Genomic DNA, 7162 nt, shown 5'->3' with positions numbered 1-7162 from the left:
CTGGTCGGGTCCGGGTCCGGATCTGCGCGACCCTCAGCCGCTGGGCAGCGTTGCGCGCGACCTAGCAAAAAAGCGCGGCTGGTCCACCCACGTCGCCGAAGGCACGGTGCTCGGCCAGTGGCCAGCGGTGGTGGGTCAGCAGATCGCCGACCATGCGACTCCCACCGCGTTGACCGACGGTGTGCTCAGTGTGACGGCTGAATCGACGGCGTGGGCCACCCAGTTGCGGATCATGCAAGCCCAACTGCTGGCCAAGATCGCCGCCGCGGTCGGCAACGGCGTCGTGACATCGCTGAAGATCACCGGGCCGGTGCGGCCGTCGTGGCGTAAAGGGCCGCGGCATATCTCCGGCCGTGGCCCGCGCGACACCTACGGATAACGTCTCCAACAGGGGCGGAGAGGGCCCGAAGCGCAACGGCTCAGAGCCGCTAGAACGAAACGGACCCGCATCTCCAACGTCAGGACGCGCCCCTGGCGAAGATATCGAGCGCACGGCGCGACCAGATGGGCAGAAACGCGGCCAGAAAATCGGTGCGGACGGCCAATCACGGTAGGATGGTGGAGTGCGACCGCTGCGGTCAGGTGACCGCTCGCACTCAAACCCCAAGGAGAGCACTCGGACGTGGCTGCCCAGAAGAAGAAGGCCCAAGAGGAATACGGCGCTGCATCCATCACCATTCTCGAAGGGCTGGAGGCCGTCCGCAAACGCCCAGGCATGTACATCGGCTCCACCGGAGAGCGTGGTTTGCACCACCTCATCTGGGAGGTGGTCGACAACTCGGTCGACGAGGCGATGGCCGGCTATGCGACGCAGGTTGACGTGCGGCTGCTCGATGACGGCGGAGTTGAAGTCGCCGACAACGGCCGCGGGATCCCGGTTGCTATGCACGCCACCGGCGTCCCCACCGTCGACGTGGTGATGACCCAGCTGCACGCCGGCGGCAAGTTCGGCGGGGAGAACAGCGGCTACAACGTCAGCGGCGGCTTGCACGGTGTCGGCGTGTCCGTGGTGAACGCCCTGTCGAGTCGGTTAGAGGTCGACATCTCCCGCGACGGCCACGAGTGGTCGCAGTTCTACGACCGGGCCGTGCCCGGAACGCTCAAGCAGGGCGAAGCCACCAAGAAGACGGGAACCACCATCAGGTTCTGGGCCGACCCGGACGTCTTCGAAACCACCGAGTACGACTTCGAGACGGTGGCGCGGCGACTGCAGGAAATGGCGTTCCTGAACAAGGGATTGACGATCAACCTCACCGACGAACGGGTGAGCAAAGAAGAGATCGTCGACGAGGTGGTCAGCGACACGGCCGAGGCGCCCAAGTCAGCCGAGGAGAAGGCGGCCGAATCCGCGGCGCCGCACAAGGTGAAGCACCGCACCTTCCACTACCCCGGCGGCCTGGTTGACTACGTCAAGCACATCAACCGGACCAAGAACCCGATCCACAGCAGCATCGTCGACTTCTCCGGCAAGGGACCGGGTCACGAAGTCGAAATCGCCATGCAGTGGAACGCAGGTTATTCGGAGTCGGTGCACACCTTCGCCAACACCATCAACACCCACGAGGGCGGTACCCACGAAGAAGGGTTCCGCAGTGCGCTGACGTCCGTGGTGAACAAGTACGCCAAGGACAAGAAACTTCTGAAAGACAAGGACCCCAACCTCACCGGTGACGACATCCGTGAGGGGCTGGCGGCCGTCATCTCGGTCAAGGTCAGTGAGCCGCAGTTCGAGGGCCAGACCAAGACCAAACTCGGCAACACCGAGGTCAAGTCGTTCGTGCAGCGGGTGTGCAACGAGCAGCTGACGCACTGGTTCGAGGCCAACCCGGCCGACGCGAAAACCGTTGTGAACAAGGCAGTGTCCTCGGCGCAGGCGCGGATCGCCGCGCGCAAGGCGCGGGAGTTGGTGCGGCGCAAGAGCGCCACCGATCTTGGTGGGCTGCCCGGCAAGCTCGCCGACTGCCGCTCGACCGACCCGCGTAAGTCGGAATTGTATGTGGTGGAAGGCGACTCGGCCGGCGGCTCGGCCAAGAGCGGCCGCGACTCGATGTTCCAGGCGATTCTGCCGCTGCGCGGCAAGATCATCAACGTCGAGAAGGCACGCATCGACCGGGTGTTGAAAAACACTGAGGTGCAAGCAATCATCACCGCGTTAGGCACCGGCATCCACGACGAATTCGACATCGCCAAGCTGCGGTATCACAAGATCGTGCTGATGGCCGACGCGGATGTGGACGGCCAGCACATCTCGACGCTGCTGCTGACGTTGTTGTTCCGGTTCATGCGGCCGCTCATCGAACACGGTCACGTGTTCCTCGCGCAGCCGCCGCTGTACAAGCTGAAGTGGCAGCGCAGCGATCCGGAGTTCGCCTATTCCGACCGGGAGCGCGACGGCCTGCTGGAGGCCGGGCTCAAGGCCGGCAAGAAGATCAATAAGGAAGACGGCATTCAGCGCTACAAGGGTCTGGGCGAGATGGACGCCAAGGAATTGTGGGAAACCACAATGGATCCGACGGTGCGGGTGCTGCGCCAAGTCACCCTGGATGACGCCGCGGCCGCCGACGAGTTGTTCTCCATCCTGATGGGCGAGGACGTCGACGCGCGCCGCAGTTTCATCACCCGCAACGCCAAAGACGTTCGCTTCCTTGACGTCTGACGACCGCAGACCTCAAACCCTAGAACGAGGACTAGATGACTGACACCACGCTGCCACCCGGCGACGAGGCCGGCGACCGGATCGAACCGGTCGACATCCAGCAGGAGATGCAGCGCAGCTACATCGACTATGCGATGAGCGTGATCGTGGGCCGCGCGCTGCCGGAGGTGCGCGACGGCCTCAAGCCGGTGCACCGGCGGGTGCTGTATGCCATGTACGACTCCGGGTTCCGGCCGGATCGCAGCCACGCCAAATCGGCGCGGTCGGTCGCCGAGACGATGGGTAACTATCACCCCCACGGCGATGCCTCGATCTACGACACCCTGGTGCGCATGGCGCAGCCGTGGTCGCTGCGCTACCCGCTGGTCGACGGGCAGGGAAACTTCGGTTCCCCGGGTAATGACCCGCCAGCCGCCATGAGGTACTGCGTTACCGGTGATGCGTTGGTGGCACTTCCTGATGGCCGCTCGATCCGTATCGCGGATGTAGTACCGGACGCTAACCCGAATAGCGACACCGTGATTGAGCTTAAGGTGCTTGACCGGCACGGTGCGCCCGTCCTGGCAGATCGCCTGTTCCATTCGGGTGAGCACCCGACTTTCCGAGTTCAGACGGTGGACGGTCATGAAGTAACCGGCACGGCAAACCATCCACTGCTATGCCTGGTGAATCTTGGTGGTGTGCCAACGCTTCTCTGGAAGCTCATCCAGGAGATTCGACCGGGCGACTATGTCGTCATGAGCACCCAGTGTGTGGCTTATGGATGCGACACGCCGATAAGGACGTGCATAACGCCCACGGTCGACGAGGTACCCGGCCTTCAAGGCTTTCTCGCCCTCCACGGCAATGATGCGGACGCGGTCGCAATTGCCACCGACCTCACCGACGGCCGCTTCTACTACGCGCGCGTCGCCTCCGTGACCGCCGCCGGCGTACAGCCGGTCTACAGTTTGCGGGTTGACACAGAGGATCATGCGTTCCTCACCAACGGATTTGTCAGCCACAACACCGAGGCGCGGCTGACGCCCCTCGCGATGGAGATGTTGCGTGAAATCGACGAGGAGACAGTCGATTTCATCCCCAACTACGACGGCCGGGTGCAAGAGCCGACCGTACTGCCCAGCCGGTTCCCCAACCTGCTGGCCAACGGCTCCGGCGGCATCGCGGTCGGCATGGCCACCAACATCCCGCCGCACAACCTGCGCGAGTTGGCCGAAGCGGTCTTCTGGTGCCTGGAAAACCACGAAGCCGACGAAGAGGCCACCCTGGCCGCGGTCATGGATCGCGTCAAAGGCCCCGACTTCCCCACCGCCGGACTGATCGTCGGCTCCCAGGGCATCGCCGATGCCTACAAGACCGGCCGCGGCTCCATCCGCATGCGCGGAGTCGTTGAGGTAGAAGAAGATTCACGCGGGCGCACCTCACTGGTCATCACCGAGCTGCCCTATCAAGTCAACCACGACAACTTCATCACCTCCATCGCCGAACAGGTCCGAGACGGCAAGCTCGCCGGAATCTCCAACGTCGAAGACCAGGGCAGTGACCGGGTCGGTGTGCGCATCGTCGTCGAGATCAAACGCGACGCCGTGGCCAAGGTGGTGCTCAACAACCTCTACAAGCACACCCAGCTGCAGACCAGCTTCGGTGCCAACATGCTGTCCATCGTCGACGGGGTGCCGCGCACCCTGCGCCTGGACCAGATGATCCGCCTGTACGTCGAACACCAACTCGACGTCATCGTGCGGCGCACCACCTACCGGCTGCGCAAGGCGAACGAACGCGCCCACATTCTGCGCGGTTTGGTCAAAGCGCTCGACGCGCTGGACGAGGTAATCGCGTTGATCCGCGCCTCGGAAACCGTCGAAATCGCCCGCAACGGCTTGATCGAGTTGCTGGACATCGACGAAATCCAGGCCCAGGCCATCCTGGACATGCAGTTGCGGCGCCTGGCCGCCCTGGAGCGCCAGCGCATCGTCGACGACCTGGCCAAGATCGAGGCCGAGATCGCCGACCTGGAAGACATCCTGGCCAAGCCGGAACGTCAACGCGCCATCGTGCGTGACGAACTGGCCGAGATCGTCGACAAGCACGGCGATGACCGTCGCACCCGGATCATCGCCGCCGACGGTGACGTCAACGACGAGGATCTGATTGCCCGCGAAGACGTCGTCATCACCATCACCGAAACCGGCTACGCCAAGCGGACCAAGACCGACCTGTACCGCAGCCAGAAGCGCGGCGGTAAAGGGGTGCAGGGCGCCGGGCTCAAGCAAGACGACATCGTCCGGCACTTCTTCGTGTGCTCGACCCACGACTGGATCCTGTTCTTCACCACCCAGGGCCGGGTTTATCGGGCGAAGGCCTACGAGCTGCCGGAGGCCTCGCGTACCGCGCGTGGTCAACACGTCGCCAACCTGCTGGCGTTCCAGCCAGAGGAGCGCATTGCCCAGGTGATCCAGATCCAAGGCTACGAAGACGCCCCGTATCTGGTGTTGGCCACCCGCAACGGTTTGGTCAAGAAGACGAAGCTGACCGACTTCGACTCCAACCGGTCCGGCGGGATCGTGGCGATCAATCTGCGCGACAACGACGAACTGGTCGGGGCGGTGCTGTGTTCGGCCGACGATGACCTGCTGCTGGTCTCGGCCAACGGCCAGTCGATCCGGTTCTCGGCCACCGACGAGGCGCTGCGGCCGATGGGCCGCGCCACCTCCGGCGTGCAGGGCATGCGATTCAACGCCGACGATTACCTGTTGTCGCTCAACGTGATTCGCGAGGACACCTACCTTCTGGTTGCGACATCGGGGGGTTACGCCAAGCGGACGGCGATCGAGGAATATCCGGTGCAGGGCCGCGGCGGCAAGGGCGTGCTGACTGTCATGTTCGACCGTCGGCGCGGCAAGCTGGTCGGCGCATTGATCGTCGACGACGACAGCGAGTTGTATGCGATCACCTCCGGCGGGGGCGTGATCCGTACCGCTGCGCGCCAGGTCCGCAAGGCCGGACGCCAAACCAAGGGCGTTCGACTGATGAACCTCGGTGACGGCGACACGTTGTTGGCCATCGCGCGCAACGCCGAAGCAAACGCCGAGGAAGTCGTCGGCGAAGCTGAAGAGCCGTCGAGCAGCTAGGCGCTGCGGCCCGCATCGTCGCAGGGCCGTTACACTCAGCGGCTGGGACATGTTAGGAGTTCTCCCGTGACCTCACCCAATGAGCCGGGCGCCCCGAGTCGGGGCGACACCCCCAATGGGGATGGTTCGGCAGAACGTACCGGTGCGCACCGGGCGACGACCGGACCCGGCCGCCTACCTGATGCCGGTGACTCGCCGCCGTGGCAGCGGGGCGGTTCGCGGCCGTCGCACTCCGGCCAATGGCCGACCTCCGACGCGCAATGGTCGAGTTCTGAGGCGGGTGCCGAACCGCGGCAGGCCACGGCCGCCGACGCTCGGCTTAACCGCTTCATCTCCGGCAGCGCCGCGCCGTCGGCGCCCGCCAAGGCGCCTGAGGTTGACCCGCCGGCCCGCAGTCCCGAGCCGCCGACGCGTAACGAGAGCCGCCCGGCCGAGGCTTACGCCAGCGAACTGCCCGACTTGTCCGGCCCCGTCCCGCGTCCCACTCCGCGCAAGCCCAGCGTGGAACGCCCGGCCGAGACAGGGACCGGTGCCACCGCGAGCCGTTCGACCGGAACCGAGACCCGCGACAGCAGGGAGTCCCGCGTTCAGGTGACCCCGCGCCGTGGCCGCGGACCCGTTCGGGCCAGCATGCAGATCCGGCGGATCGATCCGTGGAGCACGTTGAAGGTGTCGCTGCTGCTGTCGGTGGCGCTGTTCTTCGTCTGGATGATCGCGGTCGCGTTCCTGTACTTGGTGCTCGGCGGCATGGGTGTGTGGGCCAAGCTCAACAGCAACGTCGGCGACCTGCTCAACAACACCAGCGGCAGTAGCGGGGAACTGGTCTCCAGCGGCACGATCTTCGGCGGTGCGGTGCTGATCGGTCTGGTGAACATCGTGCTGATGACCGCGATGGCCACCATCGCCGCGTTCGTCTATAACTTGACGACGGATCTGATCGGCGGCATCGAAGTCACCCTGGCCGACCGGGACTAGATGGATCGGGCGTGCGATCGCAACGAGGTGGATGCGTTTTGGGGGTCGGGCGGCGAGTGCGGTAATCTCGTCGCTCGGCCGTAAGCGGTGTACGGGCCTATAGCTCAGGCGGTTAGAGCGCTTCGCTGATAACGAAGAGGTCGGAGGTTCGAGTCCTCCTAGGCCCACGACCATGTCCAGACGTCGCGTGAAATTCGTGCTGCCCGTGGCGGCGGCTGTTGCGGTGGCAGCCGTGCTGCGGTCGCGGCGTGATGTCGAAGTCTGGCACGTGGCGCCGGATATGCCTCCTGGTGACGCGCCTGGCCTCGCACCGGGGACCGAAGAGGGGCCTTAGCTCAGTTGGTAGAGCACCGCCTTTGCAAGGCGGGTGTCAGGGGTTCGATTCCCCTAGGCTCCACAA

Annotated in this window: 4 protein-coding genes and 2 tRNA genes; all 6 read left to right on the top strand. The window is 64.7% G+C overall.

From position 1 onward, the window contains the following. A partial coding sequence (locus A9W95_RS07890; RefSeq protein WP_067410498.1) for a DUF721 family protein occupies positions 1-379 on the top strand: 379 nt, incomplete at its 5' end. A gap of 243 nt (positions 380-622) precedes the next feature. After that, positions 623-2656 (top strand): DNA topoisomerase (ATP-hydrolyzing) subunit B, encoded by a 2034-nt coding sequence (gene gyrB / locus A9W95_RS07885; protein WP_067410495.1) that lies wholly within the window; start codon positions 623-625, stop codon positions 2654-2656. A gap of 35 nt (positions 2657-2691) precedes the next feature. Beyond that, the gene (gyrA, locus tag A9W95_RS07880) at positions 2692-5787 is read left to right on the top strand and encodes an intein-containing DNA gyrase subunit A (RefSeq protein WP_067410492.1); all 3096 of its coding nucleotides are present in this window, start codon (positions 2692-2694) and stop codon (positions 5785-5787) included. A 66-nt stretch (positions 5788-5853) separates the two neighbouring features. Continuing rightward, complete coding sequence (locus A9W95_RS07875) at positions 5854-6762, top strand: DUF3566 domain-containing protein (RefSeq protein WP_067410490.1); 909 nt, start codon at positions 5854-5856, stop codon at positions 6760-6762. A gap of 93 nt (positions 6763-6855) precedes the next feature. Then, positions 6856-6929: transfer RNA gene (locus A9W95_RS07870), tRNA-Ile, on the top strand. Positions 6930-7086: 157 nt separating this feature from the next. Next, positions 7087-7159 (top strand) — tRNA-Ala (locus A9W95_RS07865). Positions 7160-7162: the final 3 nt, after the last annotated feature.

The sequence above is a fragment of the Mycobacterium sp. 1423905.2 genome (genome assembly GCF_001673155.1).
GTDB lineage: Bacteria > Actinomycetota > Actinomycetes > Mycobacteriales > Mycobacteriaceae > Mycobacterium.
Note: the sequence above shows the minus strand (reverse complement) of the source record. Positions and strands in the feature narration are given on the sequence as shown.

What these genes read in the sequence shown, in the direction of transcription:
- gyrA (WP_067410492.1), top strand. Translation starts at nt 2,692, where the DNA reads ATGACTGACACCACGCTGCCACCCGGCGACGAGGCCGGCGACCGGATC.